The organism is Frondihabitans sp. 762G35 (genome assembly GCF_002074055.1).
GTDB lineage: Bacteria > Actinomycetota > Actinomycetes > Actinomycetales > Microbacteriaceae > Frondihabitans.
In genome coordinates this window covers 1,833,893-1,860,762 of record NZ_CP014619.1, presented here as the reverse complement: position 1 = coordinate 1,860,762, position 26,870 = coordinate 1,833,893, and the positions used below count along the sequence as shown (strand labels likewise).

Below are 26,870 nucleotides of genomic sequence, written 5' to 3'. Positions count from 1 at the left end.
ACACGGCACTCAGGGAGCGCTCACTCTCAGAGCGTCGAGGGGAGACCCACCAGCTCCGCGGAGCGATCCCAGACGGCCTCCGCGAGGAGCACGTTCTTCGCCTGATGGTTCTGCCGGCCGAAGGGCTTCAGCTGGTCGAAATAGGTGCCGCTCGGCACGTCGATCGTCGTCGGACCGGCGAGCTGGACCAGGGGCACCGACCCGGCCTCGGCGCTGATCCCGTAGTTCCCGTTCGTCACCGTGTTCATCAGGCGCATCACGGAGGTGTCCATGCCGAAGTTCGTCGACACGAAGCCGGGGTGGAAGGCGAACGCGGACACGCTCGACCGGGCGGCGAGCTGGCTGATGAACATGTTCGTCAGGAGCTTGCCCTGGCTGTAGGCGCCCCAGCCACCCAGCCAGGCCCGCTTCCCGTAGTTGAGGTCGTCCAGGCGGACCCGGCCGAACAGGTTGGCCGCGGACGAGGTCGACACCACCCGTCCGGAGCTCTCGACGAGACGGGGCAGCAGGAGCCGCGTGAGGAGGTACGGCGCGAGATGGTTCGACTGCAGGGTGCGCTCGTAGCCGTCCGTGGTGGTCTCGCGGCGGCTGACCAGCCCGCCGGCGTTGTTGGCGAGGACGTCGATACGGGGGTGCGCGTCGAGGAGGGTGTCGGCGAGGCGTCGCACGTCGTCGAGGCGATCGAAGTCGCAGACGTGGGCGACGCCGCCGACCTCCTCCGCGACCGCGCGCGTGCGATCGGGGTTGCGGCCGACGATCGCGAGGGTCGCGCCGCCCTTCGCGAGCGTCACCGCGGCCTTCCGCCCGATGCCGCTCGATGCTCCGGTCAGGACGATGGTTCGGGGCTCCGTCATCGGTAGCCGCCTTTCTCGAGGCCAGCCTCGATCTCGAAACGATTGGTGAACGGATCCCGGCCCGCGATGCCGTAGAGCAACGGCATCAGCATGCCGTACTTCTTCCACTGCTCGACGTGGACGCTCTCGTGGTCGAGGACGCCCTCGCCGTCGTTGTCCCGGGTCAGGTAGACCCGGCCGATGCAGGTGCCGCCCCGCCGGAAGGCCCAGCGGGGGAGTCCGCGGCAGACGATGAGGTCGCCCCGCACGCGCACGCGACCGGTGCTGAGGGGCACTCCGATCAGCAGGCCGAGGGCGGTCGCCACCGAGCATCCCGCCCGGGAGATCGAGGAGTCGACCAGTGGATTCCACACGAGCGGCCTCCCCACCCGTCCGCTACGGCCGACCGTAGGCGTCGAGGAGGCGGAGCCAGATCTCGCTCACGGTCGGGTAGGAGGGGACGGCGTGCCACAGGCGGTCGATCGGGACCTCTCCGACGACGGCGATGGTCGCGGCGTGCAGGAGGTCGGACACCTCCGGGCCGACGAAGGTCGCGCCGACGATGACCTTGCGGCTCTCGTCGACGACGATGCGCGCCTGACCTCGGTAGGTGTCGGACTTCAGGGCGGAGCCGGCGAGGGCGGCGAGGTCGTAGTCGACGACCCGGACGTCGATGCCCTGCTTCTCGGCGGCGTCCGCGGTGAGCCCGACGCTTGCGACCTCGGGGCTCGTGAACGTCACCTGCGGGACCGCCGCGTGGTCGGCCGTCGCGACGTGCGCACCCCACGGCTCCGCGCGGACCGCCTCGCCCTTCGCGCGGGCCGCGATGACCTCGCCGGCCGCACGCGCCTGGTACTTGCCCTGGTGCGTGAGGAGCGCGCGGTGGTTGACGTCGCCGACGGCGTAGAGCCAGTCGGTGCCGGTGACGAGGAGCGTGTCGTCCGTGTCGAGCCACTCGCCCGGCTGCAGACCGACGTTCTCGAGGCCGAGGTCGCCCGTGCGAGGCACGCGACCGGTGGCGACGAGGATCTCGTCCGTCGTGACCGTGGTGCCGTCCGAGAGGGTGGTCTCGACGAGGCCGTGCTCGGTGCGCGTCACACCGGTCGGGGAGGTCTCGAGGCGGAGGTCGACGCCCAGGTCGCGGAGGGAGTCGGCGACGAACTCGCCCGCGAACGGCTCCTGCCCGCCCAGGAGGGAGTGACGGGAGGCGAGCGTGACGCGTGCGCCGAGCTGCTGGTAGGCGGTCGCCATCTCGGCGGCGACGACGCCGCCTCCGATGATCATCAGGCTCTGCGGGATGGTCTGGGCGCTGGTCGCCTCGCGGCTGGTCCACGGCTTCGCGTCGAGGAGACCGGGGACGTCGGGCAGGAGCGCGGCCGATCCCGTGACGGCGGCGACCGCGTGCCGGGCGGTGTGCACCGTCCCGTCGACCGTGACCTCCTTGACCCCGGTGATCGTCCCGTGGCCGCGGATGAGATCGATACCGGCGCCGGTCACCCAGTCGGCCTGCCCCTGGTCGTCCCAGTTGCTCGTGAACGAGTTGCGGCGATCGAGGACGGCCTTGACGTCGAGATCGCCGGTCACGGCCTCGCGTGCACCGCCGACGGCTTTGGCCGCGTCGAGGGCCGTGCTGCTCATCAGGAGCGCCTTGGACGGCATGCAGGCCCAGTAGGAGCACTCGCCGCCCACGAGCTCGGCTTCGACGAGGGCCACCGCGAGCCCGTTCCGGGTGGCGTAGTCGGCCACGTTCTCGCCGACGGCGCCGGCTCCGATCACGATCAGGTCATAAGTCGTCATGGGGAGAACGTAGCGCCCGGGTGACAGCGGGGTCTGGGCAAAGTCTCGGATTCCCTGTGAGCGGACCGCCGGTCGTGCGGGTAGGTTCCTGGGCACGGGCTCGTTCGGGTCCGAATTTCTTCGACACGGGAGGTTCTCTATGGGACTCGGCGACAAGATCCAGAACGCAGCGGAAGACATCGCGGGCAAGGCCAAAGAGGTCGTCGGCAACAAGACCGACAACGAGAGCCTCGAGGCCGAGGGCCAGAACGACCAGACCAAGGCTTCGGCCAAGAAGGTCGGCGAGGACGTCAAGGACGTCTTCAAGTAGGTCTTCGCGCCCGCTCTCACCGGGGAGCGTTCGAAGGGCTCCGCTCGCTCAGGCGCGCGGGGCCCTTCCGTGTCAGCGGCCGGTGAACGTGGCGTCCCCGCGCTGCTGGAACGACTGCATGCCGAGTCGGGAGTCCTCCGTCCGCATCAGCCGCACGAGCTCCGACTGCAGGCGCGCCTCGGCCGCCCGGTCGCCCTCCCGGACCGCGAGCTTGGCGTTCGCGAGCGTCGCCTGCACGGCCAGGGGCGCCTGAGCGGCGATCCGGTGCGCGATGTCGTAGGCGCGGTTGTAGACCTGGTCGTTGAAGACGACCTCCTGGACGAGTCCGATGCGCAGGGCCTCGCGGGCGTCGAAGGTCTCGCCGGTGATCATCCAGCGCATGGCGTTGCCCCAGCCGCAGCGGGCGGGGAAGCGGATCGTGGCGCCGCCGAACGGCAGGATGCCCCGGCGGACCTCGATCTGACCGAAGCGCGACGATCGGCCCGAGACGACGATGTCGCTGACAAGCGCCAGCTCGACACCGAGGGTGAGGCACGTGCCGCGGACGGCCATGACCAGCGGCTTCGTCAGCTGGACGCCGTCGACCTGCCACGGATTGATGCCGCCCTCGGGCGTGATGTCGAGGCCCTCGGGGGTCACGGCGGCGGCGACGTCGCCGAGGTCGAGACCGGCCGTGAAGTGGTCGCCGTGGGCGAAGACCAGGCCCACCCACAGCTCCGGGTCGCTCTCGAGCCGGCCGAAGGCGAGGGCGAGCTCGCGGAGCATCCTGAGGTCGGCGGCGTTCCGCTTCTCCTCCCGGTCGAGGCCGATGAGGAGGACGTGGCCGTCTCGCTCGACACTGACGCGCGGACGGTCGTCGCTGAGACGGGCGGTGGCGGAACGGGAGCTCATGCCCCGATGCTACGGGTCGCCGCTCTCAGCGCGCGAGCGCGCCCACGACCCGCAGGATCGTCCCGAGGTCGTCGGCGGCCGCCGCGTCGGTGGCCGGCGCGAAGGAGCAGATACCGGCTCCGACCAGCTCGAACCGCGCGCGAAGAGCCGTGATCGTGGCCACGAGCGTCGCCGGCTCGAGGCCGAAAGGCTGGGGATCGAGGAGGCCGTCGAACGACGACGGGTCGAGGACGTCCAGGTCGACGTGGATGTAGACCGACGTGGCTCCGGTCAGGGCGACGGCCGACACGACCTCGTCGGGCACGAGGTCGAACGCGGACAGGCTGACGATGCCGGACTCCTCCACGAAGGCGTCCTCGGCGTCGTCGAAGGTGCGCGTCCCGGCCAGGACGACGCGGGACGGGGCGAGAGCGGCCGCCGTCGGCACGCCGCCCGCGACGAACTGCTGATCGGCGCGGCCGAGCAGGGCCCCGAGGACCATACCGCTGAACGCACCGCTCTCGCTGTCGTCGGGGGAGTGGACGTCGGGATGCGCGTCGAACCAGACGACGCAGGTGTCGTCGCGCAGGGCGTGGCGTACGGCTCCCAGCTCGATACCGCAGTCGCCGCCCACGACGAGCGCCGGTTCGGGAGAGGAGGCCAGCTCGGTCGTCAGGAGCTCGGTCACCGCGGCGACGGCCGACAGCCGATGGACGGTCGTACCGAGGGCGTCGCCCGCCCCGACGGGCACCTCGATCATGGTGCTGGCCCGGGCCGGTAGATCACCGAAGATGGCGTCCGCGCCGTCGGCCAGCCTCATCGCTCGCGGCGAGGGCGAGCCCTGCCACTGCGGTACCGCTACGAACCTCACGCGCGACAGTCTTGCACGGCGGACCCGCCCGGACCATCGAAGGTCGTCGGGCGAGTCAGCCGCAGGACGCCGCAGGACGCTGGAGGGGTCAGGAGCTGAGGGGCTTCGACTCCCAGTGGTCGACCGGGGCGGAACCGCCGCCGAGCTTGAGCTGCGCCAGGCGCGCCTCGACCTCGGTCTGGGCGTTGAGGTCCTCCAGGCTGTTGAACTGCTCGTCGAGGCTGGAGGCCTGCAGCTCCTGCTGGCCCAGGACCTTCGCCTCCTCGCGCCGGATCTTGTCCTCGAAGCGGCCGAGGTCGCTCGTCGGGTCCATCACGTTGATGCTGCCGATGGCGTCGTTGACGCGGGACTGCGCCTCCGCCATCTTCGAGCGGGCCACCAGCTCGTTCCGCTTCGAGGCGAGCTGGTTGAGCTTCCCCTCCATGTCGGTCAGGCCCTTCTTGAGCTTGTCGACGACCTCGGTCTGCTGAGCGATGGTCGGCTCGGCGTCCTTGGCCTCCTTCTCGCTGGCCATCTGGCGGCCGATCGCGACCTTCGCGAGGTTGTCGAACTTGTCCGCCTCGCCCGCCTGGCCGGCCGTGCGGAGCTCGTCGGCCTTCTTGCTGGCCGAGAGCGCCTTGTTGCCCCAGTCGGCGGCCGCGTCGACGTCCTCGCGGTGGTCCTGCTCCAGGAGTCGCAGGTTGCCGATCGTCTCGGCGACGGCGCTCTTGGCGTCGGCGATGCTGTTCGTGTAATCCCGGACGAGCTGGTCGAGCATGAGCTTGGGGTCTTCGGCCTGATCGATCAGGTTGTTGACGTTGGCCTTCGTGAGCTGCGCGATGCGTCCGAAGATCGACTGCTTTGCCATCGGTGCTTTCCTTTCGTGGTGTCCCCCGGGGGACAGGGTGGTCGTGGTGTGGTCGAGGTGTGGTCGGGGTGCTGGTCGCGTGCCGCCGAGAGCGGGACGCGGGCGTCGGCCGATCCGCGGGGAGGCTAGAACCGCCCGCCGCTGTCGTCCCTGCCGCCGCCGAAGTCGCCGCCGCCTCCGCCGAAGTCGCCGCCGCCGCCGCCGAACCCGCCGCCGTCACCGTCGCCGCCGAAGCCGCCGAAGCCTCCTCCGCCGCCGAACCCGCCGAAGCCGCCGCCGTGTCCGCCGCCGTTCAGCAGGCCGCCGATGATGACGCCGGTGAGGATCCCGCCGAGGTTCGCCCCGCCCATGCCGCGACCACCGAGGCCGCCTCCGCCGAAGAGGTCCTGCTGCTGGAAGTTGCCCACCTCGTTGTTGGCGTCGTTGGCGGCCTGCGAGGCCATGTTGGCCGCCTGCTGCGCCTCGACGAGGGCCGACTGCGGGTCGGTCGTCGCGAGACCGACGGCGGTCTGGAGGTGGCGCTCGGCCTCCGACAGACGCGTCCGCGGGGTCGCGCTGATGGCGCCCCGGCGCGTCTCGATGAAGTCGCGGGCGGCGCTGATCTGGGTGCGCGCGTTGAGGAAGGCCTGGTCGAGGGCGGCCTGGGCTCGCTGCCGCGACACCTCGGCGTCGCGGACCGCTGCCATCGTCGTGTCGATGCGCGTGTTCGCCTGACCGAGGCGGTCGAGCACCGCCAGCGGATCGTCGCGGGTGGCCTCGGCGAAAGCGAGGGCGGCCTGCACCTCGCCCACCGCGGCGGGCAGTTCCGCGCTCTGCGGCGTGGATCCGGCCGGGACCCGCGCGGCCGCCTGCAGGTCGGAGCGGAGATCGGCCGAGGCGGCGTCGATCGACGCCTGCGCAGTCCGGAGGGACTCCGAGGCGCGGTCGATGGCGTCGAGGAGCTGGTCGGTCTGGACGAGCGCCTGACGGCCGGCGTCGACGACGCCCACGGCCTCGCCCTTCTTGTCCGCCGCGATGAGGGCGTCGGCCTCGGCCGCCCGCTCGCCCGCGAACTGCAGGAGCCGGTCGGCCTGGTCCGGGTTCTGGGCGACGCTCGCGACGGCGCGCGCCGAGTACGTGGCCGACAGCGCCTGGAGGGTGGACTGCGACTGGCCGCGCCGTGCCGCGAGGGCGGCCGCGTCGGTGCGGAGGCGCGCGGCGTCGTCCTCGACCGTCGCCTCGGAAGCGCGCAGCTTCGCGTAGGCCTCGGACTGCGCCTCGATGTCGGTGTGGGCGCCCTCGCAGAGAGCGATGATCTGCTCCGTCCAGGCGCGGGTCTCCTCGGGGGTGTCCGGGATCTCGTCGTCGAGCTTCTGCCGGAGTTCGAAGGCCTGCCGGACCTTCTGCTTGGCGGAGTCGACCGCCGCGGCGAACGGGGCCGCCGCGGAGTCGCCGAACTGCGCACGGGCGAAGTCGACCTCCTGCGTGGCCTGCGTGATCTGGTCGTCGATGCCGACGAGCAGCGTGGCCGCCCGGCGGTCGAGGACGTCCTGCTCCGCGCGCGAGGTCGCGAGAGCCTCGGCCCGGCGACGCCTCCGGCGCACCGAGAAGACGACGATCACCGCGACGACGAGGAGGACGACGACGAGGAGGACGATCGGGACCCAGCTGAGGTCGGCCGGGCCCTTGGCCTTGTCGATGCCGGTCGCGAGAGCGACGGCGGCGTCCGCCCACTGCGTGCTCTTGAGCTTCGGGACGAGGTCGTTCGTCTCGACGGAGGAGAGCTGGGCCGTCGTCAGGGTCGACGACGAGGCCTTCGAGACGTCGTAGAGGCGGTCGTCGACCGCGACCGAGAGCAGGATGTCGTTCGTCCCGAGGGAGTTGCGCTCGGCCGTCGCGGCGCCCCAGGCGGCCCGGTCGGTCGGATCGCTGAACGACGGGACGTAGACGGCCAGGAGCTGGATCCCCGTGTCCTTCTGGAGCTTGTCGAAGGACGCGGTGATACGTGCCTCGTCGGACGCGCTGATGACGTTCGCGTCGTCGACGACGTACTTGCCCGAGAAGTCGACGGGCGCCGTCGCGTGGACGGCGGCCGTGGGGCCCACGGCGAGGGCCAGGGCGGATGCGAGGACGACGCCTGCGGCGGCGAGGCGGGCAAGGAGCGACGGACGCCCCGTGCCGGTCGTCCCGACTCGATGCTGCCGGGCTGAGGTGGCTCCCACGGTGTTCCCCGTTTCTGCTGTTTCGACGCTGATCTCCGCCGTCCGGATCACCGAGGGGACAGCGTTTCGGGGAGTCTAGCGAGACCGACCGACGCGGACGTGAGTTAATCGTGAGCGTGCCCCGCGTCCCCGCTCCCACCCTCGCGGTCGGCGCGATCGTCTCCGTCCAGTTCGGCAGCGCCTTCGCCAGGACGCACTTCGACGAGGTCGGGCCCGTCGGAGCGGCGACCCTCCGTCTCGTCTTCGCCGCCCTGATCCTGCTGGCCGTCGTCCGCCCTCGGGCGTGGCGCTGGTCGCGAGCGCAGTGGCTGTCCACGGTGCTCCTCGGCATCGCTCTGGCCGGGATGAACTCGCTCATCTACCTGGCCCTCGACCGGATCCCGATCGGCGTCGCCGTCACGCTGGAGTTCACCGGCCCGCTCGTCCTCGCGCTCGTGCAGACGCGGAGGTGGCGGGACGCGCTGTGGGCGCTCGTCGCGTTCTCCGGAGTCGTCCTCCTGGGAGTCGGCTCGAGCGGCGCCGTGGTGCTCGCCGGTGTCGTGCTGGCACTCGGCGCGGGTCTCTTCTGGGCCGGCTACATCCTCGCCAGCTCCCGGGTCGGCCGACAGATCGGCGGCATCGACGGTCTCGCGGTGGCGATCGTCATCGCGGCCGTCCTCGTCGCGCCCTTCGGCGGCGGACGAGCGGCGGCGGCGCTGGTGTCGACCCCGTCGCTCGTGATCGTCTTCCTGATCGTCGCCGTGCTGACGTCCGCCCTTCCGTACGCCCTGGAGCTCGTGGCGCTGCGGACCCTGCCGACGCGGGTCTTCGGCGTGCTGTCGAGCCTCGGCCCGGCGGTCGCCGCCATCGCGGGGCTGATCGTGCTCGGACAGACGCTCGCGCTCCGTGAGATCGCGGCGCTCGTCCTGGTGTCGGTGGCCAGCGTGGCGGTCACCCTCGGGCGGGCGGACCGGGGCCGCAGAGCGCCGCTGATCGAGCCCGTGTAACCCGAAAAACGCCCGCCTTCAGCGGATTCTGGGGAGAATCCCCAGCTGGTGTACCCCACCCGAGGGGTAGTCTGTGGACAGAAGGTTCCGGGTGCGCCCGGGCCCGACAACGTTGTTTGGGAGGACATCATGGGAGCTGTTCTGGAACGCACATCGCAGGCCGAGGTCATCCCTCTGGGAGACGGCTACTCGCGCGTGTCCACGCCGACCGCAGGAGTCATCGGTTTCGTCCGCGAAGAGAGCGGGCGCTTCCACGTGCTGCGCGGCCGTGTTCGGAGCGCCACGCGAGCCGAAGGCGCCTACGGGAGCCTCGACGTCGCGGTGATCGCGCTGACCTACTCCTGAGTCCGATGCGCGGCCTCGCTTCGGCGAGGTGAGTGCTCGAACGGCCCGACGATCTCGTCGGGCCGTTCGGTCGTCGAGGGTGACCTCGCGCGTGGGGCGCGCGGTCACGCGTCGGTTCGCGCGTGTGGCGCGCGGTCACCCGTCGGTTCGCGCGTGTGGCGCGCGGTCACCCGTCGGTTCGCGCGTGTGGCGCGAACATGATCACGGCGACGCCGAAGAGGCAGACGGTGGCACCGAGGAGGTCCCAGCGGTCGGGTCGGAACCGGTCGACGATCACACCCCAGGCGAGGGCCCCGGCCACGAAGATCCCGCCGTACGCCGCGAGGACCCGGCCGAAATTCGCGTCGGGCTGCAGGGTCGCCACGAAGCCGTAGAGCCCCAGCGCGATGACGCCGAGGCCGGCCCACCACCACGCCCGGCCCTCGCGGACGGCCTGCCAGATCAGCCAGGCCCCGCCGATCTCGGCGATCGCGGCCAGGACGAAGACGATGACGATGCGCAGGATGCCCATACCCCGAGTCTCCCGCACCCCGGTCATCCCAGGCCACGGGACAGCCGCCAGGAGCCGCCCTGCCGCAGTCGTCCGACAGGGCGTGCCCGCCGGCGCACCCTCGGGTGCGCCGCAACAAGCACCTGGTGCGGACGGGAGGAAGCCGCAGGCTTCCGACAATAAGTGCCCGCCGGCGCACCCTCGGGTGCGCCGCAACAAGCACCTGGTGTGGACGGGAGGAAGCCGCAGGCATCCGACCAGAAAGTGCCCGCCGGCGCACCCTCGGGTGCGCCGCAACAAGCACCTCGTGCGGACGGGAGGAAGCCGCAGGCTTCCGACAATAAGTGCCCCCAGTAGGATTCGAACCTACGCCCCTGCCTCCGGAGGGCAGTGCTCTATCCCCTGAGCTATGGGGGCCCGGAGTGCGCTCAACGTTAGCAGTCCCGGGGAGCCGTTCCGAACAGGTCGCGCGCGACGGAGCGTCCGGGCGGGCCGGGGCGGGCGAGACGGGGGTCGGCAGAGCAGGCTGGGGGCATGACTGACGACTCCACCCCGGGCATCCGGCCGCTGCTGCGCCGCGCGGCACGTCCCGATCAGGCCACCTCTCCCTCCTTCGACGAGGACGCGGCTCCGGCCGACCCGCTCGCCCTGGCGCGGGAGTGGTTCGAGCGGGCTGTCGACGGGGGAGTCGTCCAGCCTCAGGCGATGACGCTGTCGACTGTCGACGGGGAGTCGGCCCAGGCTCGCACGGTGCTGCTGAAGGACCTCGACGACGCGTTCTGGTTCGCCACGTCGTCGCTGAGCCCCAAGGGGAAGCAGGTGGCCGGGCATCCTGCGGTCGCCCTGACCTTCTACTGGCGGGAGCAGGGCCGTCAGATCCGTGTGACGGGCCCGGCGGCACCCGGCCCTCGCGATGTCAGCGTCGCCGACTTCACCGCTCGGCACCCGGACTCCCGCGCCGTCGCGATCGCGATGCCGCAGAGCGACGTCATCGACAGCCCGCAGGATGCCCGAGCCCGCCTCGACGCGGCCAAGGAGCGCATCGCGGCCGACGACGACTTCGCGCCCGACGACTGGACCGCCTACCGCGTCGCCCCGACCGTCGTGGAGTTCTGGCAGGCCACGACGGGCCGCGATCAGGTGCGGCTCCGCTACGACCTCGAGGCGGACGGATCCTGGTCGAAGGCGTCGCTCTGGCCGTAGGCCGCTCTCTTCGGGTGAGAGTGCCGCGCGTCTTCGCTCGGCGTAACACGGCGCAACTCCGGGGCGGCCGGGTTCCGTTCCGGTGAGAATCGACACATGACCTCGCCCTCAGCCCGTCCTCGTCTGGCGGTGATCGAAGTGACCCGGTTCCGGCCGCACGCTCCCTCGTATCACGCCTACGTCGACACGTTGAACGCGCGCATCGCGGCCCTGGCCGAGGTGACCGGCTGGGAGTCGGAACGCTTCGCCGCCGCCGACCTCGGCGAGCAGGAGCTGCTGCGCGCCACGGATGCGGCCGACGCCGTCGTGCTGATGGGCGGCGAGGACCTCGCCCCCGAGTGGTACGGGGGCGACTCGGGCTACCAGGAGGAGGGGCGCCACTACGAGGAGGCCGATTCCGGCCAGATCGCGGCGGTCCATCGGGCCCTGCGTCGCGGCACCCCACTGCTCGGCGTGTGCCGCGGTCACCAGCTCATCAACGTCGCGCTCGGCGGGACGCTCCTCCAGCACATCCCGGGAGAGACCCAGCACCGGAACACGGGCGCACCGGTCGAGGAGCTCATGCACGCTCACTCCGTCGACCTCGGCACCACCAGCCGCCTGGCCGCCGTCCTCGGCGAGTCGATCGGGGTGCAGAGCGCCCACCACCAGGCCCTCGGTACGGTCGCCGAGGGGTTGAGGGTCGTCGGGCGCGCGAGCGACGGCGTCGTCGAGGCCGTCGAGCACGACACGGCCCCGATCACGGGCGTGCAGTGGCACCCGGAGGATCGCAAGGCTCCCGCCGGGCAGTTGCTCCGGCTGCTCGACCACCTCGGCGAGCAGGTCCGCGCGGCGTGAGGCGGCGCGCGACTCCTGCGAGCCGGCCCGCGAGGGTCGTCGAAGCCTTCAGCCCCGGGCGGCGAGTGCCGAGATGGCCTGGTCGACGAGGGGTTCGGCCGCGCCCGGCTCGCTGAACGTCCCGGAGAGGGCGACGATCCAGTACGGGTCGCTGAACGCCTCGGCGATCCCCGTCGTGCCGTCGAGCTGGAAGTAGCCCTCGCCGTGGTAGGTCGGGACCGGGTTGCTCGTCGTGACCAGGCTGTTCTTCAACGTCGTGAGACTCGCTTTGTCGAAGCTCCCGACGGCGAGGGTCATCGTGGCGCCCGCCTGCCCGGTCCAGGAGCAGACCGTGCCGCCCTCGGCCTCGATGACCGCGGCGTCGGAGTCGGCAGGAGCCGTCGGGGTGCCGTCGAGGGTCATGCCCCCGTACGCGGCGGAGACGGCGGCGGCGGGGGCCAGCTCGTCGCAGGGGACCGTCAGCGGGGTCGAGGTCAGCGCGCCGACGCCGGAGGGACGGGGCGACGCCTGGCCCGTGGCTCCTGCCCGCGGCGACGCCGAGGTGTCCGCCCGCGGAGCGGTGGATCCGGTGCAGCCGGTCAGGACCGTGAGGGCGGCGACGACGACTGCGGCGCCGGCCGCCCGGAGGGCAGGGCTTCGGGGAGCCGTGCGGACGAGGTTGCCGGCGGCCGAGCGGACGAGCGGGGATCGGAGGTCCGGGGTCATGCGTCCATCCTGTCGTGGAATCGGAGAGCGGGAGGGGAGTCCACGGCACCTGTGGAGAACGCCGAGAGGAAAGGTGCCGCCCGGTAGGATTGTCGACCGTGACTCCCGCCGAACTCTCCGCCTCCCTTCTCGCCGTCGTCCAGGGCGTCCTCGCGCGTCGACGGGCGGAGAGCGGCGACACCGAGGCCCCCGCGGTCGAGGTCACGATCGCCGACGCCGTCCTCGAGCGGCCGAAGAACCGCGACCACGGCGACTGGGCGTCGAACATCGCGCTGAAGTTCGCCAAGCGCGTCGCGACCAACCCCCGCGAGCTCGCGACCGCCATCGCTGCCGAGCTGATGGAGGAGGACGGCATCGCCGCGGTCGACGTCGCCGGTCCGGGCTTCATCAACATCACGCTCGAGGCCGCCGCCGCCGGTGCCCTGGCCAAATCGATCGTCGAGCAGGGCGACCTCTACGGCCGCGGCGTCTACTACGACGGCGTCACCATCAACCTCGAGTTCGTGTCGGCGAACCCGACCGGGCCCATCCACCTCGGCGGTGTCCGCTGGGCCGCCGTCGGCGACAGCCTGGCCCGGGTCTTCGAGGCGGTCGGCGGCCTCGTCACCCGCGAGTACTACTTCAACGACCACGGCCTGCAGATCGACCGGTTCGCCCGGAGCCTCGTGGCCGCGGCCCTGTCCGAGCCGACGCCGGAGGACGGCTACGGCGGGCTCTACATCCAGGAGATCGCGGCGCGCGTCATCGAGACGTTCGACGGCGACGTGACCGACCTCCCGCGGGCGGAGGCCCAGGAGCTGTTCCGCAGCGTCGGCGTCGACTTCATGTTCGCCGACATCAAGGCATCTCTCCACGACTTCGGGGTCGACTTCGACGTCTACTTCCACGAGAACGACCTCTTCGAGTCGAAGGCCGTCGATCGCGCCCTCGCGCGGCTCGACGCGCTCGGGCACGTCTATCAGGCCGACGGCGCGACCTGGCTCCGCACGACCGAGTTCGGCGACGACCGCGATCGGGTCGTCGTGAAGAGCGACGGCGAAGCCGCCTACATCGCCGGCGACCTCGCCTACTACCTCGACAAGCGCGAGCGCGGCTTCGAACGCAACCTCATCATGCTCGGCAGCGACCACCACGGCTACGTGGGCCGCCTCATGGCGATGTGCGCCGCGTTCGGCGACGAGCCGCGCGTCAACCTGGAGATCCTCATCGGCCAGCTGGTCAACCTCGTCCGCGACGGCGAGCCGGTCCGCATGTCGAAGCGCGCGGGCACCGTCGTCACGATGGAGGACCTCGTCGAGGCCGTCGGCGTCGACGCGGGCCGCTACGCCCTCGTCCGTTCGCCCATCGACTCGTCGATCGACATCGACCTCGACGTGCTGACCCGCCGGAGCAACGACAACCCCGTCTTCTACGTCCAGTACGCGCACGCCCGCACCTGCGCGGTCGCTCGCAACGCCCAGGCGGCCGGAGTCGAGCGAAGCGCCTTCGACGCCTCGCTCCTCACGCACCCGACCGAGGCCGCCCTCCTCGGGGCCCTGTCCGAGCTGCCGCGCGTCGTGCAGCAGGCGGCGGAGCTCCGCGAGCCCCACCGAGTCGCGCGCTACGTCGAAGAGGTCGCCGGCACCTACCACCGCTGGTACGACGCCTGCCGCGTCACGCCGCTCGGCGACGAGGAGATCACCGACCTCCACCGCACGCGCCTCTGGCTGAACGACGCGGCCGGGCAGGTGATCCGCAACGGGCTCACCCTCCTCGGCGTGTCCGCTCCGGAGAGGATGTAGCCGAGTGGCTCTCGTCGACGGCCCGAAGCGTCGCCGGGGCGGCCGCACGGCCCTCATCGTGATCGCGGTCCTGCTGATCGTCCTGGTGGTGCTCGCCGTGGCCGCCGAGTTCGCCGCCCGGTCCTACGCGGAGGGGCGCGCCGAGAAGGAGATCGAGTCGTCGCTGCCGAGCGGCACGACAGGTCGGGTCGGCGTCGACATCCGCGGCTTCTCCGTGATCCTGCAGGCGCTCGGAGGGTCGCTCGACGACGTCCATCTCTCCTCGGAAGACCTCGTCGTCTCCGGCGTCCCCCTCGCCTTCACGGCCGACCTGACGCAGGTGCCGCTCCAGAGCGGCGCGACGACGGGTCCGGTCGACGCCACCCTGACCGTCTCGCAGGAGGCCCTGAACACCACGAAGGCCGTCACCGACATCGGGGGCCGCGTCACCCTGAAACCCGGCGACGTCGTCTTCGACAAGACCGTCAAGGTCCTCGGGCTCGATCTCACCGCGGCCGTCACGGCGAAGCCATCGCTCGCAGCCGACGGGAAGACCATCCGGATCACGCCCACCGACGCAGCGATCTCGTCCTCGAACTCGGCCATCTCCGGTGCTGCGCTCCTCACCTACCTCAAGACGCTGTCCTTCGACGTCTGCGCCGCCGACTACCTCCCTCAGGGGGCGACGGTGAGCCGCGTGACGGTCGCCGACGGGTCGCTGGCCCTCGATCTGCGGAGCCCCGGCCTGCCGCTGACCTCCGCGGGGCTGACCGAGACGGGCTCGTGCTCGTGAGACACGGCCGAACCCCGGCCGCCCTCCCGATAAGCTCGGTCCGTCTCCCGATCCGACTCCCGAGGTGCCCGTGACAGCCAACCCGCTCGCGCCCGCCTGGCTGCGGGTCCCCGACGACGCCGACGCGCTCGACCCGCGTGTCTGGTCGCGCTCGGCCCGGCGCGACGAGGCCGGCGTGATCTCCGTCGGCGGGGTCTCGTCCGCCGACCTCGCCGCTCGATTCGGCACACCGCTCTACGTCGTCGACGAGGCCGACTTCCGCTCGCGTGCCGAGGAGACCCGGGCCGCGTTCGACCGCGCCCTCGCGGGCATCGGCTCCCGGGCGATCGTCTACTACGCCGGGAAGGCGTTCCTCTCGGCCGAGATCGCCCGCTGGGTGACCGCCGCCGGGCTCCGCGTCGACGTGTGCACCGGTGGAGAGCTGGCGGTCGCCCTGGCCGCGGGCGTGACTCCCGCGCGCATCGGGTTCCACGGCAACAACAAGTCGCGAGCCGAGATCGACCGGGCGGTCGGGATCGGCGTCGGTGCGATCGTCATCGACAGCCTCGTCGAGATCGAGCGGATCGCCGGAGCCGCGGCTCGTCACGGCGTCGTCCAGCCGGTGCGCCTCCGCGTCAACAGCGGCGTCCACGCCTCGACCCACGAGTACCTCGCCACGGCCCGCGAAGACCAGAAGTTCGGCATCGCGCTCAGCGACACGGCCGACGCCGTCGGGGCCATCCGGTCGCACCCGGGTCTCCGTTTCCTGGGGTTGCACTCGCACATCGGGTCGCAGATCTTCGGCACGGACGGCTTCGCGGAGGCCGCCAGGCGCCTGCTCGAGGTCCACGCCGACCTCCTCGACGGCGGCGAGGTCCCCGAGCTGAACCTCGGCGGCGGCTTCGGCGTCGCCTACACGAGCGTCGACGACGCGGCCGACATCGGCGACCTCGCGGACGGCATAGCGGAGGTCGTCGCCTCCGAGTGCGCGCGGCTCGGCATCGCCGTCCCGACCGTCGCCGTCGAGCCGGGCCGCTCGATCGCCGGGCCCGCCGGCACGACCCTCTACACGGTCGGCACGATCAAAGACGTCCAGGTCACGGCGGAGTCGGGGGAGACCGCGGTCCGACGCTACGTCAGCGTCGACGGCGGAATGAGCGATAACGCCCGCCCCGCGCTCTACCGCGCCGACTACACGGTGCGGCTCGCCGGCCGCCGCTCGGGCGCCGACCCGGCGCTCGTCCGCATCGCGGGAAAGCACTGCGAGTCCGGCGACCTCGTCGTCCTCGCCGACTACCTCCCCGGCGACGTGGCGCCCGACGACCTCGTCGCGGTCCCGGTCACCGGCGCCTACTGCTGGAGCCTCGCCAGCAACTACAACCACGTCGGTCGTCCCCCCGTGATCGCCGTCCTCGACGGAGAAGCGCGAGTGATCGTGCACGGCGAGACCGAAGACGACCTCCTCGCCCGCGACGCCGGGATCACCCGGGCAGAAAGCACCTCATGATCGAATATCGCAACGTCCGGGTGGCCCTCCTCGGCGCCGGATCCGTGGGCAGCCAGGTGGCGCGCCTCCTCCTCGAGCACGGCGGCGAACTCGCCGGGCGCGCCGGTGCGGGTCTCGAGCTCACCGGCATCGCCGTGCGCGATCTCGACGCCCGCCGCGACGTCGACCTGCCTCGTGAGCTCTTCACGACCGACGCCGAGTCGCTCATCCTCGGCGCCGACATCGTCGTCGAGCTGATCGGGGGCATCGAGCCCGCCAGGAGCCTCGTGCTCCAGGCCCTCGCCTCGGGCGCCGACGTCGTGACCGGCAACAAGGCGCTCCTCGCCAGTCACGGGCCGGAGCTGTTCGACGCGGCGGAGCAGGTCGGCGCCCAGCTCTACTACGAGGCCGCCGTCGCGGGCGCCATCCCGATCATCCGGCCGCTCCGCGAGAGCCTCGCGGGAGACCGGATCCAGCGGATCATGGGCATCGTCAACGGCACCACCAACTTCATCCTCGACCGGATGGACACCCTCGGCGAGTCGCTGGAGGCGGCGCTCGAGCGGGCGACCGCCCTCGGGTACGCCGAGGCCGATCCGACCGCCGACATCGAAGGGTACGACGCGGCGCAGAAGGCGACGATCCTGGCCAGCCTGGCGTTCCACACGACCGTGCCGCTCGTCGCCGTCCACCGCGAGGGCATCACGGGCGTCACGCAGGAGCAGGTCGTCGCGGCGCGCAAGGCCGGTTACGTCGTGAAGCTCCTGGCGATCTGCGAGCGGCTCGTGGACGACGAGGGCGTCGACGGGGTCGCCGCCCGCGTGCATCCTGCGCTCGTGCCCCTCGGCCACCCGCTCGCGGCGGTGCACGGCGCCAAGAACGCCGTGTTCGTCGAGGCGGAGGCCGCCGGCGACCTCATGTTCTACGGCGCCGGAGCCGGGGGAGTGGAGACCGCGTCGGCCGTCCTGGGCGACCTCGTCTCGGCCGCGCGGCGGCACGTGATCGGCGGCCCCGGCCTCGCCGAGTCGAACCGCGCCAACCTCCGCGTCCTGCCGATGGCCGAGGTGTCCACGCGCTACCAGATCACCCTCGACGTCGCCGACCAGCCCGGCGTGCTCGCGACCGTGGCCGGCCTGCTCGCTCAGCACGACGTGAGCGTCGAGACGGTCGAGCAGACCGCGGGCGTCACACGCGAGGCCGGGGGCCAGGCCACCGCTACGCTGATCATCGGAACGCACCGCGCCCGCGAGTCCGCTCTCGCGGCGACAGTCGCCGACCTCACCACCACAGCCGTCGTGTTTTCCGTCACGAGCGTGCTCAGAGTCGAAGGAGCCTGATGGCCCACCAGTGGCAGGGTGTCCTGCGCGAATACGCCGACCGTCTCGACGTGACGGAGGCCACCCCGATCATCACGCTCGGCGAGGGAGGCACGCCGCTCATCCCGGCGCAGGCTCTCAGCGACCGAACCGGCGCGCGCGTCTTCGTCAAGTACGAGGGGATGAACCCGACCGGGTCGTTCAAGGACCGCGGCATGACCATGGCCATCTCCAAGGCCGTCGAACACGGCGCGAAGGCCGTCATCTGCGCGTCGACCGGCAACACCTCGGCCTCGGCGGCCGCGTACGCGGCGCACGCCGGCATCACGGCGGCCGTGCTCGTCCCCGAGGGCAAGATCGCCATGGGGAAGCTGAGCCAGGCCGTCGCGCACAACGGGCAGCTCCTGCAGATCCAGGGCAACTTCGACGACTGTCTCGACATCGCGCGCGACCTCGCCAGGAACTACCCGGTGCACCTCGTCAACTCCGTCAACAACGACCGCATCGAGGGCCAGAAGACGGGCGCCTTCGAGGTCGTCGACGTGCTCGGAGACGCTCCCGACTTCCACTTCCTCCCGGTCGGCAACGCGGGCAACTACACCGCCTACACGCGCGGCTACCGCGAAGACCTCGAGGCGAACCGCACCACGAAGTTGCCGCGCATGTTCGGCTTCCAGGCCGCGGGCAGCGCCCCCATCGTCGGCGGCTCCGTCGTCAAGCACCCGGAGACCATCGCCAGCGCCATCCGGATCGGCAACCCGGCCTCGTGGCAGTTCGCCCTCGAGGCCCGCGAGCTCACCGACGGCTACTTCGGCGCCATCGAAGACGCGGCGATCCTCGACGCGCAGCGAATCCTCTCGCAGGAGGTGGGCATCTTCGTCGAGCCGGCCTCCGCGATCAGCGTCGCCGGTCTTCTCGAGCGCGCCGACGCCGGCCAGATCCCGAAGGGCGCCACCGTCGTCCTCACGGTGACGGGCCACGGCCTGAAGGATCCCCAGTGGGCTCTCAAGCGAGCCGACGGCAGCGAGGTCACGCCGACCGTCGTCGCCGTCGACACCGACGAGGTCGCCGGCGTTCTCGGACTGGTGCGAGCCACCCGATGACCACGGGCCCTGCGGGGCACGCGGCGGCCCCGCCGACCGTCGTCGGGCGGCGCGTGCTCGTCAAGGTCCCCGCGACCTCGGCGAACCTCGGCCCTGGCTTCGACACGCTCGGCATCGCGCTCTCGCTCTACGACGAGCTCGTCGTGACGGCGACCCCGGGCGCAGGAGTCGCGGTGCACGTCACCGGCGTCGGCGCCGGCGAGGTCCCCACCGACTCCTCGAACCTCGTCGTCCAGGCCATCGTCTACGCGTTCGAGGCCCTGGGGCAGGAGGTGCCCGGGTTGGAGCTGCGCGCGACGAACGCCATTCCGCACGGCCGGGGCCTCGGTTCGTCCGCCGCGGCGATCGTCTCCGGCATCATGGCCGCGAAGGGTCTGCTGGAGGGCATCGTCGAGGTCGACGCGTCCACGCTGCTCCGGCTCGCCACGGAGCTCGAAGGACACCCCGACAACGTGGCTCCGGCTCTCTTCGGAGGTCTCACCATCGCCTGGACGACGTCGGAGGGCCCCTCGCACAAGCGGCTGCTGGTGCACCGCGGCGTCTCGCCCGTCGTCTTCGTGCCGGAGTCGACGCTCTCGACGAAGCTGGCGCGGAGCCTGCAGCCCGCCTCGGTGCCCCACGAGGACGCCACGTTCAACGTCTCGCGCTCGGCGCTCCTCGTGGCGGCGCTCATCCAGAGCCCCGAGCTGCTCCTCGCCGCGACGGAGGACCGCCTCCACCAGAGCTATCGCGCGAGCGCCATGCCCGAGACCGACGTCCTCATCCGGATGCTCCGCGACGCGGGGCTCGCGGCCGTCGTCTCGGGTGCCGGCCCGTCGCTGCTCGTCCTCGGCAGCGACCCCGCCCAGCGCCTCTTCGCGGCCTCCCTGGTCGACGAGCACTCCGTCTCGACATGGCGCGCGCTGATGCTGGCCGTCGATCTCAAGGGTGCTACAGTGGTGCCGCACCCGGTAGAAACCACGTCCGTTCCACCCTCGTGAAGCCCGGGTTGCTAGTTCACCTTCTGTATTCACCCATGCGCTCGTCTCATTCTTGACCGGTTGTGCATCCGTACAGCTCCTTCGAATGCGGCACTTCCTGCCAGCCGGGAACGCGCCCGGTCGTTGCCAGAGGCACGACCTGCTCAGCCCCGCCTTCTTCGCGGGGGAGCGAAAGGAAACCACACCCTTGACCGACATCACCCCCGGAACCCCTGCCTCGAGCACCGATTCCACCGCAGACCTCACGGCGCTCCGACTCCCCGCGCTCCAGGCCCTCGCCTCGACGCTGGGCATCAGCGGTATCTCCAAGCTCCGTAAGGGCGACCTCGTCACCGCCATCGCCGCCGCGCAGGGTCGCGGAGGCGTCGATGCGCCGGTCGACGCCGAGCCCGCCGCCGAGTCCACCGTCGACGAGGCTCCCGCCTCGGACTACGCGGTCGCGCAGGAGTCTCCCGCCGACGCCAGCGCCCCCGCCGAAGCCGCGACCGAGGCTCCCGCCGCAGCGCCCGCTCGGGCGAAGCGAGCCCCTCGTCGCGCGACCGCCGCCGCCGGGGCACCCGAGCCGCGCGCCGCCGCCGGCCACGCCAACCAGGCCGAGTCGGGCGTCTCCCCGCTCCTCGAGCTCCCGACCGAGGTCCCCTCGGCGGTCCCCGTGTCCACGGACACCCCGGCAGCCGAGCCGGCCGCCGCCGACTCGACCGAGGCCACCGAGGCCGCTCCGAGCGAAGGCTCGTCGCGTCGCCGTCGCGGCTCGCGTCGCGCGACCGATGCCGGCGGCTCGCCGCAGGCGATCTCGGAGAAGCCCGCCGAGACCACCCCCGACATCACGCTCGACCTCCCGCCGCGCCAGTCCCGCGCCGACCGCACGCGCGCCGAGCAGGCCCGCCTGCGGGAGCAGCGCGAAGCGGAGGCGGCCGCCGAGGCCGCCGCCGACCGCGTCGACGAGGCCGCCGGCGCCGGCGACCAGGCCGACCAGGGCACGCCGCAGAACGGCCAGCAGAGCCAGAACGCCCAGCAGCCCCAGAACGGTCAGCAGGGCCAGGGCGAGCAGTCCTCCGGTGGCGGGCGGCGCAACCGCAACCGCAACCGCGGCGGCCAGAACGGTGGCCAGCAGAACGGCCAGAACAACGGCGGCCAGAACAACGGCGGCCAGAACAACGGCGGCCAGAACAGCGGCGGCCAGCAGAACAACGGCCAGCAGAACGGCCAGAACGCCGCGCAGCAGGCCCCGCAGAGCCCCCAGCAGGCGGGCTCCGGCCAGGCGCCGCAGAGCGCTCCCGAGATCGACGACGACCGTCGCCAGCAGGGTGGCCAGAACAACCAGAGCCAGGCCCAGCAGCAGCGCGACGACAGCGAGGGCGGCCGCGGTCGCAATCGCCAGCGCGATCGCAAGCGCGGACGCTCGAGCCAGAGCGACATCGACGAGCCCGAGATCACCGAGGACGACGTCCTCATCCCGGTCGCGGGCATCCTCGACGTGCTCGACAACTACGCGTTCGTCCGCACCACCGGCTACCTGCCGGGTGCGAGCGACGTGTACGTCTCGCTCGGTCAGGTGAAGAAGTACCACCTCCGCAAGGGCGACGCCGTCGTCGGCGCCATCCGCCAGCCCCGCGAGGGCGAGAGCCAGCAGGGCCGCCAGAAGTACAACGCCATCGTGCGGATCGACTCGGTCAACGGCCAGACGGTCGATGAGGCGTCGAAGCGCGTCGAGTTCTCGAAGCTGACGCCGCTCTACCCGCAGGAGCGACTCCGCCTCGAGACCGAGCCCGGCAAGCTCTCGACGCGCATCATCGACCTCGTGTCGCCCATCGGCAAGGGTCAGCGCGGCCTCATCGTCTCCCCGCCGAAGGCCGGCAAGACGCTCGTGCTCCAGGCGATCGCCAACTCCATCGCGAAGAACAACCCCGAGGTCCACCTCATGGTCGTCCTCGTCGACGAGCGGCCCGAAGAGGTCACCGACATGCAGCGGACGGTCAAGGGCGAGGTCATCGCCTCGACGTTCGACCGTCCCGCGGAGGACCACACCACCGTCGCGGAGCTCGCCATCGAGCGCGCCAAGCGACTCGTGGAGCTCGGTCACGACGTCGTCGTGCTCCTCGACTCGATCACCCGCCTCGGACGCGCCTACAACCTCGCCACTCCTGCCTCCGGCCGCATCCTCTCGGGCGGTGTCGACTCGTCGGCGCTCTACCCGCCGAAGCGCTTCTTCGGAGCCGCCCGCAACATCGAGAACGGCGGCTCGCTCACCATCCTCGCCACGGCTCTCGTCGAGACCGGTTCGAAGATGGACGAGGTGATCTTCGAGGAGTTCAAGGGCACCGGCAACATGGAACTCCGTCTCTCGCGCCACCTGGCCGACAAGCGCATCTTCCCCGCCGTCGACGTCAACGCCTCCGGCACGCGCCGCGAGGAGATGCTGCTCAGCCCCGACGAGGTCAAGATCACGTGGCGCCTGCGCCGAGCCCTCGCCGGGCTCGACCAGCAGCAGGCTCTCGAGATCGTGCTGCGGAACCTCAAGGAGACGCAGTCGAACGTGGAGTTCCTCGTGCAGGTCCAGAAGTCGGTGCCTGCGGCCAACGGCCACAAGGAGGACTGAGCGTGTTCGAGTCGGTGGCGGTGCTGCTGGCCGAGCATGAGGATCTGCAGAATCAGCTCGCTGATCCTGCCGTCCACGCGGACGCGGCCCGGGCGAAGAAGATCAACCGGCGCTACGCCGAGCTGAGCCGGATCGTCGCCGCCCACGCCGCCTGGAAGCAGGCCGACGAAGACCTTGAGGCGGCGCGCGAGCTCGCCCGCGAGGACGAGGCCTTCGCCGAGGAGGTCCCGGCGCTCGAGGAGATCCTCGACACCGCGCAGGAGAAGCTGCGTCGCCTCCTCATCCCGCGCGACCCCGACGACGGCCGCGACGTGATCATGGAGATCAAGGGCGGCGAGGGCGGTGCCGAGAGCGCGCTATTCGCGGCCGACCTCCTGCGCATGTACTCGCACTACGCCGAGTCCAAGGGCTGGAAGACGGAGCTGCTCGAGCGCGACGAATCCGACCTGGGCGGCTACAAGAACGTCCAGGTGGCGATCAAGTCGAACACCTCGGATCCCGCGCAGGGCGTCTGGGCGCACCTCAAGTACGAGGGTGGCGTCCACCGCGTGCAGCGGGTCCCGGCGACCGAGTCGCAGGGCCGCATCCACACGTCGACGACGGGCGTTCTCGTCTTCCCCGAGGTGGACGAGCCCGAGGAGGTCGAGATCAATCAGAACGACCTCAAGATCGACGTGTACCGCTCCTCCGGTCCCGGCGGTCAGTCGGTCAACACGACCGACTCCGCGGTCCGCATCACGCACCTCCCGACCGGGATCGTCGTGGCCATGCAGAACGAGAAGAGCCAGCTCCAGAACCGCGAGGCCGGCATGCGCGTCCTGCGCGCCCGCATCCTCGCCCGCCAGGCGGAGGAGCAGGCGGCGGTCGCGTCCGACGCGCGCAAGAGCCAGATCCGCGGGATGGACCGCTCGGAGCGCATCCGCACGTACAACTTCCCGGAGAACCGCATCGCCGACCACCGGACCGGCTACAAGGCGTACAACCTCGACGCCGTGATGGACGGGGCCCTGGAGCCGGTCATCGAGTCGTGCATCCAGGCCGACGAAGAGGCACGCCTCGCAGACATCGGCGACACGGGCGAGTAGCGAGCCGTGACTCCTGCCGCGACGACGATCGCGTCGGCCCTCGGGTCGGCGCGATCCGTGCTCTCCGAGGCGGGGATCCCGCAGCCGGACGTCGACGCGGCGCTCCTCCTCGGTCACGTCCTCGGACTCTCCCGGGGCGAGGTCGCGACGAAGGAGGTCATCGGCACGGCCCTCGACCGCGCGGACGCCGCGCGATTCGACGACCTCGTGTCCCGTCGCGCCACCCGGGAGCCGCTGCAGCACATCACCGGTCTCGCCCCGTTCCGCTCTCTCGAGCTGCACGTCGGCCCCGGTGTCTTCGTCCCGCGCCCCGAGACCGAGGGCGTCGCGCAGATCGCCATCGACGCCCTCCGAGCGGCGCCGCAGGAGTCGCCGATCGCGGTCGACCTCGGGACCGGCAGCGGGGCGCTCGCCCTCGCCCTGGCGACGGAGGTCCCGCACGCGCACGTCTTCGCCGTCGAGCTGTCGCCGGAGGCGGCCGTCTGGACCGCCCGCAACATCGCCTCCACCGGTGCGCGCGTCGACCTCGTCGTCGGCGACCTGGCCGACGCCCTGCCGGAACTCGACGGCTCCGTGTCCGTCGTCGTCTCCAACCCGCCGTACATCCCGGTCGGGATGGTGCCACGCGATCCCGAGGTGCGGCTGTTCGACCCCGACCTCGCCCTGTTCGGGGGAGCGGATGGCCTCGACGTCGTACGCTCCCTCTCCGCCCGGGCGCTGCGGCTCCTGCAGCCCGGCGGCACCCTGGTGATCGAGCACGGCGAGGAGCAGGGTGCCGCCATCCGAGACCTGCTCACCCGCGACGGTTGGCGCCTCGCCGCCACCCACCTCGACCTCACCCGGCGGGATCGCGCCACCACCGCCGTCCGCTGAGAACCGCTCCGGGCGAGCCCTCAGCGGCGGTTCCGGCTCGGCGGACTACAATTGCGAGGCCATGGCTTCCCTCTACGACTGCGCCGTCGACGCAGAACTCCTCACCGGTATGCGCCTCGCGCGCGGCGCGATCGCCCGCGGCGAGCTCGTCGTCATCCCCACCGACACCGTCTACGGCATCGCGGCCGATGCGTTCGACGCTCTCGCGGTGCAGCGACTGCTCGACGCGAAGGGCCGGTCGCGCCAGTCGCCGCCCCCCGTGCTCGTGAAGGGGCCCGCGACGCTCCAGGCGCTGACCGAGACCGTGCCCGACCTCGTGCAGCCGCTCATCGACGAGTTCTGGCCCGGTGGGCTGACCGTCATCCTGCGGGCGCAGCCCTCGCTCGTCTGGGATCTGGGAGAGACGCGAGGCACCGTCGCCCTGCGCATGCCGAGCAACAAGCTCGTGCTCGAGCTGCTGGAGGAGACGGGTCCCCTCGCCGTCTCCAGCGCCAACAAGACCGGTCTCCCGGCCGCCACGACCGCCGCCGAGGCCCGCGAGATGCTGGGCGACTCGGTCGAGATCTACCTCGACGGCGGCACGGTCGGCACCGGCTACGAGCGGCGCCCCGGCGCCAACTCCGGTTCCACCATCGTCGACGCCACCGCGGCCGACGAGGGCGTGCTGCGCATCGTCCGGCACGGGGTCATCTCCGACGACGAGATCCGCCGCGTGGCCGGGAACGACGTCGTCGTATGAGGTCCCCCCGGTGAGGTACTACCTCCTGGCGGCCGCCATCTCGGCCGTCGTGAGCTTCGCTCTCTCGGTCCTGGCCTGGCGGCTCGGAACGAAGTACCGCCTCGCCCCGAAGATCCGGGAGCGCGACGTCCACGTCAACCCGACGCCGCGGCTCGGGGGAGTGGCGATGTTCGCCGGGATCGTGGTCGCCCTCCTGGCCGCGTGGCTCGTCTTCCCGCTGATATCGCAGGTCGACTACTTCCGCCTCGTCTTCGCGGAGCCCGGCCACATCATCGCCATCCTCGGCGCCGCGGCCATCATCGTCGTGATCGGAGTCATCGACGACCTCTGGGATCTCGACTGGATGACGAAGCTCGCCGGCCAGATCATCGCGGCCGGGCTCCTCGCCTGGCAGGGGGTCCAGCTCGTGTCGCTGCCGATCGGCGGCCTCACCGTCGGTTCCAGCTACATGTCCCTCATCCTCACGGTGCTCGCCATCGTCCTCGTCATGAACGCCGTCAACTTCATCGATGGCCTCGACGGACTGGTCGCGGGTGTGACGATCATCGCCAACGGCGTCTTCTTCATCTACAGCTTCGTGCTCGCAGGAGCCTCGGAGTACGAGTACTTCAACCTCGCGGCGCTCCTCACCTCCGTCCTCATCGGTGCCGCCGTGGGCTTCCTTCCGCTCAACTGGCATCCCGCGAAGCTCTTCATGGGTGACGCCGGCGCCCTGTTGACCGGCATGATCATGGCGACGAGCGCGATCTCCGTCACGGGCAACATCGACCCCGCGACGACCGACAAGACGACGCTCCTGCCGGTGTTCATCCCCATCCTGCTGCCGTTCGCGATCCTGATCGTCCCGCTGCTCGACTTCGGACTCGCGGTCCTCCGCCGTGTGAGCGCCGGCAAGTCCCCGTTCAGCGCCGACCGGAAGCACCTCCACCACCGCCTGCTCGACATGGGGCACTCCCACTTCCACGCCGTCCTGATCTTCTACGGCTGGACCGCAGTCGTCTCGGTCGGCTGCCTGCTCTTCGTGTTCGTGCCGGCGCACCTCGTGATCGTGTTCCTGATCGTGGGGCTGGTGATCTGCACGGGCCTGACGCTCGCTCCGCTGAGCCGGCGCAAGCGCGTCGAGATCGCCGTGCAGAGCGCGCCGCCCGAGTCGGCCTCCGGCGCCGACGTGACGCGCTTCGATCCGCTCGACGAGGAGGGCCGGCGCGTCGCCGTCTCGCCGAAGCCGACCCTCGACGACGAGCGCGTGGCCATCACGGCCCTCCACAGCGGTTCCGCGGAGCAGGCGGGTCGCCCCGCCGCGGGTGCGGACCGCTCCGGACCGCAGGAGCCCGCGCCGACCGCACCGACGGGTGAGCGAACGACGCTCACCGACACAGAGAGATCCGCATGAACCCCGCCAACAACCGCGTCTTCACCTCGATCATCCGGCTGGGGAGCCTCCTGGCCCTCGCCATCGCGGTGGTCGGCTGCGTGGTCGGCGGGCTCGCCTTCGGGGTCGAGGGGATCGTGGGTGCCCTCATCGGGACGGCGCTGGCGCTCGTCTTCACGGGTCTCACCGCGGCGAGCATCCTGCTGGGCCTCCGCGTCTCCGGCGGCACCCTCATCAGCGGCGCCTTCTTCGGCATCGTTCTCGGGGGCTGGCTGCTCAAGTTCATCGTGTTCCTGGTCATCGTGATCCTGCTCAAGGATCAGCCCTGGGTCAACACGCTCGTGCTCTTCCTGAGCATCGTGGCGGGCGTCATCGGGAGCCTCGTCGTCGACGTGCTCGTCGTCAGCCGATCACGGATGCCGTACGTCAGCGACATCTCCCTCCCGGGTGATGCAGACCGTGCAAACCGCGAAGAAAAAGGCCTCTGACC

26 protein-coding genes and 1 tRNA gene are annotated in these 26,870 nt (G+C 71.3%); 17 read left to right on the top strand and 10 right to left on the bottom strand.

Annotated elements, in window-relative coordinates; translation table 11 throughout:
• Window positions 1-26: 26 nt before the first annotated feature.
• Genes AS850_RS08920 through AS850_RS08910 form a run of 3 tightly spaced genes read right to left on the bottom strand, consistent with a single transcriptional unit; the run spans window position 27 to window position 2,630 of the window.
• A complete protein-coding gene (locus tag AS850_RS08920; RefSeq protein WP_119868797.1) occupies window positions 27-854 on the bottom strand; it encodes an SDR family NAD(P)-dependent oxidoreductase in 828 nt (275 codons plus the stop codon).
• The gene (locus AS850_RS08915; protein WP_173795186.1) at window positions 851-1,207 is read right to left on the bottom strand and encodes a Fe-S oxidoreductase; all 357 of its coding nucleotides are present in this window, start codon (window positions 1,205-1,207) and stop codon (window positions 851-853) included. The genes AS850_RS08920 and AS850_RS08915 overlap by 4 nt, the downstream gene beginning before the upstream one ends.
• Before the next feature lie 22 nt (window positions 1,208-1,229).
• Window positions 1,230-2,630, bottom strand: a complete 1,401-nt coding sequence (locus AS850_RS08910) for a dihydrolipoyl dehydrogenase family protein (protein WP_119868795.1) — start codon at window positions 2,628-2,630, stop codon at window positions 1,230-1,232.
• 139 nt (window positions 2,631-2,769) lie between these two features.
• Between AS850_RS08910 and AS850_RS08905 the strand changes: the two genes are divergently transcribed.
• The gene (locus AS850_RS08905) at window positions 2,770-2,940 is read left to right on the top strand and encodes a CsbD family protein (RefSeq protein WP_119868794.1); all 171 of its coding nucleotides are present in this window, start codon (window positions 2,770-2,772) and stop codon (window positions 2,938-2,940) included.
• A 72-nt stretch (window positions 2,941-3,012) separates the two neighbouring features.
• Here AS850_RS08905 and AS850_RS08900 read toward each other — a convergent pair whose 3' ends face one another.
• From AS850_RS08900 to AS850_RS16940, 4 genes are all read right to left on the bottom strand, one after another.
• A complete protein-coding gene (locus AS850_RS08900) occupies window positions 3,013-3,831 on the bottom strand; it encodes a crotonase/enoyl-CoA hydratase family protein (protein WP_119868793.1) in 819 nt (272 codons plus the stop codon).
• 25 nt (window positions 3,832-3,856) lie between these two features.
• Complete coding sequence (locus tag AS850_RS08895) at window positions 3,857-4,681, bottom strand: arginase family protein (protein WP_335589166.1); 825 nt, start codon at window positions 4,679-4,681, stop codon at window positions 3,857-3,859.
• Between the two features lie 88 nt (window positions 4,682-4,769).
• Window positions 4,770-5,528: a PspA/IM30 family protein gene (locus AS850_RS08890; RefSeq protein ID WP_119868791.1), complete on the bottom strand. Its 759-nt coding sequence runs from the start codon at window positions 5,526-5,528 to the stop codon at window positions 4,770-4,772.
• Between the two features lie 125 nt (window positions 5,529-5,653).
• Window positions 5,654-7,729, bottom strand: coding sequence for a TPM domain-containing protein (locus AS850_RS16940; protein WP_164088420.1), 2,076 nt, complete (start codon window positions 7,727-7,729; stop codon window positions 5,654-5,656).
• 110 nt (window positions 7,730-7,839) lie between these two features.
• Here AS850_RS16940 and AS850_RS08880 point away from each other — a divergent pair, with 110 nt between their 5' ends.
• Window positions 7,840-8,715, top strand: coding sequence for an EamA family transporter (locus AS850_RS08880; protein WP_236940660.1), 876 nt, complete (start codon window positions 7,840-7,842; stop codon window positions 8,713-8,715).
• A 129-nt stretch (window positions 8,716-8,844) separates the two neighbouring features.
• A complete protein-coding gene (locus AS850_RS08875; protein ID WP_119868789.1) occupies window positions 8,845-9,060 on the top strand; it encodes a hypothetical protein in 216 nt (71 codons plus the stop codon).
• Window positions 9,061-9,226: 166 nt separating this feature from the next.
• Here AS850_RS08875 and AS850_RS08870 read toward each other — a convergent pair whose 3' ends face one another.
• A complete protein-coding gene (locus tag AS850_RS08870; RefSeq protein ID WP_119868788.1) occupies window positions 9,227-9,571 on the bottom strand; it encodes a YnfA family protein in 345 nt (114 codons plus the stop codon).
• A 324-nt stretch (window positions 9,572-9,895) separates the two neighbouring features.
• Window positions 9,896-9,967: transfer RNA gene (locus AS850_RS08865), tRNA-Arg, on the bottom strand.
• Window positions 9,968-10,084: 117 nt separating this feature from the next.
• Between AS850_RS08865 and AS850_RS08860 the strand changes: the two genes are divergently transcribed.
• Together AS850_RS08860 and AS850_RS08855 are read left to right on the top strand one after the other, a co-directional pair.
• Window positions 10,085-10,753 (top strand): pyridoxine/pyridoxamine 5'-phosphate oxidase, encoded by a 669-nt coding sequence (locus AS850_RS08860; protein WP_119868787.1) that lies wholly within the window; start codon window positions 10,085-10,087, stop codon window positions 10,751-10,753.
• A 96-nt stretch (window positions 10,754-10,849) separates the two neighbouring features.
• On the top strand, window positions 10,850-11,590 hold the full coding sequence (locus AS850_RS08855) for a gamma-glutamyl-gamma-aminobutyrate hydrolase family protein (RefSeq protein WP_119868786.1): 741 nt from the start codon (window positions 10,850-10,852) through the stop codon (window positions 11,588-11,590).
• Window positions 11,591-11,638: 48 nt separating this feature from the next.
• Here the strand turns inward: AS850_RS08855 and AS850_RS08850 are convergent, their stop codons facing one another.
• The gene (locus tag AS850_RS08850; protein WP_119868785.1) at window positions 11,639-12,295 is read right to left on the bottom strand and encodes a hypothetical protein; all 657 of its coding nucleotides are present in this window, start codon (window positions 12,293-12,295) and stop codon (window positions 11,639-11,641) included.
• Window positions 12,296-12,393: 98 nt separating this feature from the next.
• Here AS850_RS08850 and argS point away from each other — a divergent pair, with 98 nt between their 5' ends.
• The 12 genes from argS to AS850_RS08790 all read left to right on the top strand — a co-directional run bounded on the left by argS (window position 12,394) and on the right by AS850_RS08790 (window position 26,868).
• Window positions 12,394-14,076 carry an arginine--tRNA ligase gene (gene argS, locus AS850_RS08845; protein ID WP_119870225.1) on the top strand — a complete coding sequence of 561 codons (1,683 nt, stop codon included), beginning with the start codon at window positions 12,394-12,396 and terminating at the stop codon, window positions 14,074-14,076.
• A gap of 4 nt (window positions 14,077-14,080) precedes the next feature.
• Window positions 14,081-14,848 carry an LmeA family phospholipid-binding protein gene (locus tag AS850_RS08840; protein ID WP_119868784.1) on the top strand — a complete coding sequence of 256 codons (768 nt, stop codon included), beginning with the start codon at window positions 14,081-14,083 and terminating at the stop codon, window positions 14,846-14,848.
• Between the two features lie 70 nt (window positions 14,849-14,918).
• Window positions 14,919-16,334: a diaminopimelate decarboxylase gene (lysA, locus tag AS850_RS08835; protein WP_119870224.1), complete on the top strand. Its 1,416-nt coding sequence runs from the start codon at window positions 14,919-14,921 to the stop codon at window positions 16,332-16,334.
• Complete coding sequence (locus AS850_RS08830; RefSeq protein ID WP_119868783.1) at window positions 16,331-17,650, top strand: homoserine dehydrogenase; 1,320 nt, start codon at window positions 16,331-16,333, stop codon at window positions 17,648-17,650. The genes lysA and AS850_RS08830 overlap by 4 nt, the downstream gene beginning before the upstream one ends.
• Window positions 17,650-18,732, top strand: coding sequence for a threonine synthase (thrC, locus tag AS850_RS08825; RefSeq protein WP_119868782.1), 1,083 nt, complete (start codon window positions 17,650-17,652; stop codon window positions 18,730-18,732). Before AS850_RS08830 ends, thrC begins: the two co-directional genes overlap by 1 nt.
• A complete protein-coding gene (gene thrB / locus AS850_RS08820) occupies window positions 18,729-19,712 on the top strand; it encodes a homoserine kinase (RefSeq protein ID WP_119868781.1) in 984 nt (327 codons plus the stop codon). The genes thrC and thrB overlap by 4 nt, the downstream gene beginning before the upstream one ends.
• A 187-nt stretch (window positions 19,713-19,899) precedes the next feature.
• Entirely contained in the window at window positions 19,900-22,311 is a 2,412-nt protein-coding gene (rho, locus tag AS850_RS08815; RefSeq protein WP_236940659.1) for a transcription termination factor Rho, read from the top strand.
• Between the two features lie 2 nt (window positions 22,312-22,313).
• Window positions 22,314-23,396, top strand: coding sequence for a peptide chain release factor 1 (gene prfA, locus AS850_RS08810; RefSeq protein WP_119868779.1), 1,083 nt, complete (start codon window positions 22,314-22,316; stop codon window positions 23,394-23,396).
• Window positions 23,397-23,402: 6 nt separating this feature from the next.
• Complete coding sequence (gene prmC, locus AS850_RS08805; protein WP_119868778.1) at window positions 23,403-24,269, top strand: peptide chain release factor N(5)-glutamine methyltransferase; 867 nt, start codon at window positions 23,403-23,405, stop codon at window positions 24,267-24,269.
• Between the two features lie 61 nt (window positions 24,270-24,330).
• Window positions 24,331-25,008 (top strand): L-threonylcarbamoyladenylate synthase, encoded by a 678-nt coding sequence (locus AS850_RS08800; protein ID WP_119868777.1) that lies wholly within the window; start codon window positions 24,331-24,333, stop codon window positions 25,006-25,008.
• Window positions 25,009-25,018: 10 nt separating this feature from the next.
• Window positions 25,019-26,401: an MraY family glycosyltransferase gene (locus tag AS850_RS08795; RefSeq protein WP_119868776.1), complete on the top strand. Its 1,383-nt coding sequence runs from the start codon at window positions 25,019-25,021 to the stop codon at window positions 26,399-26,401.
• The gene (locus tag AS850_RS08790; protein ID WP_119868775.1) at window positions 26,398-26,868 is read left to right on the top strand and encodes a hypothetical protein; all 471 of its coding nucleotides are present in this window, start codon (window positions 26,398-26,400) and stop codon (window positions 26,866-26,868) included. The genes AS850_RS08795 and AS850_RS08790 overlap by 4 nt, the downstream gene beginning before the upstream one ends.
• The last annotated feature ends 2 nt before the right edge of the window (window positions 26,869-26,870 follow it).

Coding starts and splice junctions, on each gene's coding strand:
- AS850_RS08920 (WP_119868797.1), bottom strand. CDS start 854: ATGACGGAGCCCCGAACCATCGTCCTGACCGGAGCATCGAGCGGCATC.
- AS850_RS08910 (WP_119868795.1), bottom strand. CDS start 2,630: ATGACGACTTATGACCTGATCGTGATCGGAGCCGGCGCCGTCGGCGAG.
- AS850_RS08905 (WP_119868794.1), top strand. CDS start 2,770: ATGGGACTCGGCGACAAGATCCAGAACGCAGCGGAAGACATCGCGGGC.
- AS850_RS08900 (WP_119868793.1), bottom strand. CDS start 3,831: ATGAGCTCCCGTTCCGCCACCGCCCGTCTCAGCGACGACCGTCCGCGC.
- AS850_RS08890 (WP_119868791.1), bottom strand. CDS start 5,528: ATGGCAAAGCAGTCGATCTTCGGACGCATCGCGCAGCTCACGAAGGCC.
- AS850_RS08875 (WP_119868789.1), top strand. CDS start 8,845: ATGGGAGCTGTTCTGGAACGCACATCGCAGGCCGAGGTCATCCCTCTG.
- AS850_RS08870 (WP_119868788.1), bottom strand. CDS start 9,571: ATGGGCATCCTGCGCATCGTCATCGTCTTCGTCCTGGCCGCGATCGCC.
- AS850_RS08860 (WP_119868787.1), top strand. CDS start 10,085: ATGACTGACGACTCCACCCCGGGCATCCGGCCGCTGCTGCGCCGCGCG.
- AS850_RS08855 (WP_119868786.1), top strand. CDS start 10,850: ATGACCTCGCCCTCAGCCCGTCCTCGTCTGGCGGTGATCGAAGTGACC.
- AS850_RS08850 (WP_119868785.1), bottom strand. CDS start 12,295: ATGACCCCGGACCTCCGATCCCCGCTCGTCCGCTCGGCCGCCGGCAAC.
- AS850_RS08830 (WP_119868783.1), top strand. CDS start 16,331: ATGATCGAATATCGCAACGTCCGGGTGGCCCTCCTCGGCGCCGGATCC.
- thrC (WP_119868782.1), top strand. CDS start 17,650: ATGGCCCACCAGTGGCAGGGTGTCCTGCGCGAATACGCCGACCGTCTC.
- thrB (WP_119868781.1), top strand. CDS start 18,729: ATGACCACGGGCCCTGCGGGGCACGCGGCGGCCCCGCCGACCGTCGTC.
- AS850_RS08800 (WP_119868777.1), top strand. CDS start 24,331: ATGGCTTCCCTCTACGACTGCGCCGTCGACGCAGAACTCCTCACCGGT.
- AS850_RS08790 (WP_119868775.1), top strand. CDS start 26,398: ATGAACCCCGCCAACAACCGCGTCTTCACCTCGATCATCCGGCTGGGG.